Annotated in this window: 3 protein-coding genes; all 3 read left to right on the top strand. The window is 52.1% G+C overall.

The window, feature by feature from the left end; all coding sequences use genetic code 11:
- A partial coding sequence (gene pstC / locus U9P07_06015; GenBank protein MEA2108957.1) for a phosphate ABC transporter permease subunit PstC occupies window positions 1–825 on the top strand: 825 nt, incomplete at its 5' end.
- On the top strand, window positions 818–2,110 hold the full coding sequence (gene pstA, locus U9P07_06010) for a phosphate ABC transporter permease PstA (GenBank protein ID MEA2108956.1): 1,293 nt from the start codon (window positions 818–820) through the stop codon (window positions 2,108–2,110). The genes pstC and pstA, both read left to right, overlap by 8 nt.
- 84 nt (window positions 2,111–2,194) lie before the next feature.
- Window positions 2,195–3,256, top strand: coding sequence for a PstS family phosphate ABC transporter substrate-binding protein (locus U9P07_06005; GenBank protein ID MEA2108955.1), 1,062 nt, complete (start codon window positions 2,195–2,197; stop codon window positions 3,254–3,256).
- Window positions 3,257–3,397: the final 141 nt, after the last annotated feature.

Genomic DNA, 3,397 nt, shown 5'->3' with positions numbered 1-3,397 from the left:
ATCCTTTTTGAAGCCCTGCGCTTTTTCAAAGCCATACCGGTAGCCGATTTTCTTTTTGGTCTGCACTGGAGCCCCCAAATGGCCATCCGCGCTGACCAGGTCGGCTCTTCCGGTTCTTTTGGCGCTATCCCCATATTTACCGGCACCGCCATGATTGCCGGCATCGCCATGATGGTTGCCGTCCCCCTGGGACTGATGTCCGCCATCTATCTCTCTGAATACGCCCACCGGCAGATGCGCACCATCGTCAAACCCCTGCTGGAAATACTGGCCGGCATCCCCACGGTAGTCTACGGTTTTTTTGCCGCCCTGACCGTTGCCCCGTTTATTCGTGATGCCGGTGCCCATCTGGGCCTCTCCGTGTCAACGGAAAGCGCCCTGGTGGCAGGCTTGGTGATGGGCGTAATGATTATACCCTTCATCTCATCGCTCTCCGATGATGTTATCAACGCCGTCCCCCAATCCCTGCGTGACGGTTCCTACGGCCTGGGGGCGACCAAGTCGGAAACCATCCGCAAGGTGGTGATCCCCGCCGCCCTGCCCGGCATTGTCAGCGGTATCCTGCTGGCGGTTTCCCGGGCCATTGGCGAAACCATGATCGTGGTTATGGCCGCGGGATTGAGTGCCAACCTGACAGCCAATCCCCTAAAAGCGGTAACCACGGTTACTGTCCAGATTGTCACCCTGTTGGTTGGTGACCAGGAATTTGACAGCCCTAAAACCCTGTCCGCTTTTGCCTTGGGATTAGTTCTTTTTGTGGTTACTCTCCTGCTCAACATTATTGCCCTGCAAGTGGTGAAAAAATACCGGGAGCAATATGAATAAGTTTACTAATACAGGCAATCATTCCAGCCGGGCGGAGATATACAACAAGGTCAGCGCGGGACTGGCAAAACGCTATCGGATCGAAAAATTGTTTCGCCGCCTGGGAATTGTTGCCATCACTATCAGTTTTGCTTTCCTGATCATATTATTCACTGACATCCTGGTAAAAGGAATACCGGCTTTTCGCCAGACCTGCATCCGCCTGCCCATTTATTTTGACGCCGCGCGACTGCCGGAAAATGAATTACAAACAGCTGATTACCAGGGGCTGGTCAAAGCCTCCATTCGGCAACTGTTTCCGAATGTCCATGGACGGAGACAAAAGCGACAGCTCTACCGGCTGGTCAGCACCGGGGCTTCCTACCAACTACGACGCCTGGTACTGAAAAACCCAAAGGTCATCGGCAGCACGAGGGATATATGGGTTCCCGCCGACGATGATCTTGATATGTTGATCAAAGGCGAAGTGGGCTGGAGCGTGGATGAAGGCTGTCGTCTAAGTAACCAGCAATTGGAATGGGTGAAAAAACTACAGGATGATAGCCGCATCAAGAAACAGTTCAATCGCAGTTTTTTCACCGCCGGTGATTCAAGAGACCCGGAGCTTTCCGGGATCCTGGGAGCACTGCAAGGCACCATTTTCACCCTGCTTATAACCCTGCTGCTTTCATTTCCCCTGGGAGTGACGGCTGCCGTCTACCTGGAAGAATTTGCCCCAAAAAACCGCTGGACTGATTTTATTGAAGTCAATATCAACAATCTGGCCGCGGTTCCTTCCATTATTTTCGGTCTCCTGGGACTCGGAATCTTCATCAATTTCTTCGGCCTGCCACGGTCGTCACCCCTGCTCGGCGGCCTGGTCCTGACCCTGCTGACCCTGCCCACCATTATTATTGCCAGTCGGGCAGCTTTGAAGGCGGTCCCCCCTTCCATCCGGGAAGCGGCCCTGGGTATCGGCGCCTCACCGATTCAAACAATCATGCACCATGTCCTGCCCCTGGCTCTGCCTGGAATGCTCACCGGAACCATCATCGGCATGGCCCGGGCGCTGGGGGAAACCGCCCCCCTGCTGATGATCGGCATGGTGGCTTTCATTGTTGACATCCCAAATAATTTCACTTCACCGGCAACGGTCCTGCCGGTGCAGATTTACCTCTGGGCGGATAGCGCTGAACGTTCTTTCACCTCACTGACTTCAGCCGCAATAATTGTTTTACTTATTTTTTTGATTGCCATGAACGCAACCGCGGTTATTCTGCGCAAACGCTTTGAAAAGCGCTGGTAGAAACAGTTGATAGCAGTCCAGGCGGCACAGGGCCGAATGGACTGATAATCATAAAAAAAATCATATTGATGGAGGAAAAAAATGATGAAGAAAGTTTTTATGCTGCTGGCAGCCTTGTGTTTGCTGATTCCGGCAGGAATGTCCCAGGCAGGAGCCGCACGCGATTATATTTACATCGTCGGGTCTTCAACCGTGTATCCCTTTGCCACCGTGGTAGCAGAACGGTTCGGCAAAACCACCCGGTTCAAAACTCCGAAAATCGAATCAACCGGCTCCGGCGGCGGATTGAAGCTCTTTTCCGCCGGCGTCGGTGCTCAGCATCCTGACATCACCAACGCCTCCCGGGCAATTAAAAAATCGGAATTTGAACGCTGCCAGAAGAACGGCGTCAAGGGAGTGTTGGAAATCAAAATCGGCTACGACGGCATTGTGTTGGCCAACGCAAAAAATGCCAAAACCTTTAAGATCAGTCGGCGGGATATCTTCCTGGCCCTGGCAAAAGAAGTCCCGAACCCAAACGGCAGTGAAAACGTCATTCCCAACCCTTATAAAACCTGGAAAGACGTAAACCCCAACCTGCCGGCAATTAAGATTAAAGTTCTGGGTCCACCTCCCACCTCCGGAACCCGCGATGCTTTTGCCGAACTGGCCATGCAGGGTGGCGCGAAAACCTTTGCCTGGTTGAGTAAGCTCAAAAAATCCGACAAGAAAAAATTCAAGGCCATCGCCCATACTGTCCGTGAAGACGGCGCCTACATCGAAGCCGGGGAAAATGACAACCTGATCGTCCAGAAACTTGAAGCCGATCATACGTCCATGGGAGTTTTTGGCTTCAGCTACCTGGACCAGAATAGCGATAAAATCAAGGGAGCCTTTGTGGATGGCGTCCAGCCGTCATTTGAAAACATTGCCAGTGGCAAATATCCCTTGTCCCGGCCGCTTTTCTTCTATGTCAAAAAAAAGCATGTGGGGGTTATTCCCGGTATCCAAGGCTACCTGGCTGAATTCACCAGTGAAAAAGCCTGGGGAGACGACGGCTATTTAAGTGAACGGGGACTGATTCCGATGCCGAAGGCGGAGCGGGAAAAGTATGCTCGTACCGCCAAGGATCTGGTACCGGTCATGACCATCAATGACTTTAAATAACCGTTTATTTTTTCTTAAGCAGCCAGGCTCCCAAAAAAAAAGGGGGCCTGGCAATCCTATTAATACCGGCAAAGAATCACCGAAGATCAATATCTCAACTTTCTGACTTGCGTTGCCAGGGACATAATTACCGGATGTTCG

Source organism: Pseudomonadota bacterium (assembly GCA_034660915.1).
Classification (GTDB): Bacteria; Desulfobacterota; Anaeroferrophillalia; order Anaeroferrophillales; family Anaeroferrophillaceae; genus DQWO01.
Note: the sequence above shows the minus strand (reverse complement) of the source record. Positions and strands in the feature narration are given on the sequence as shown.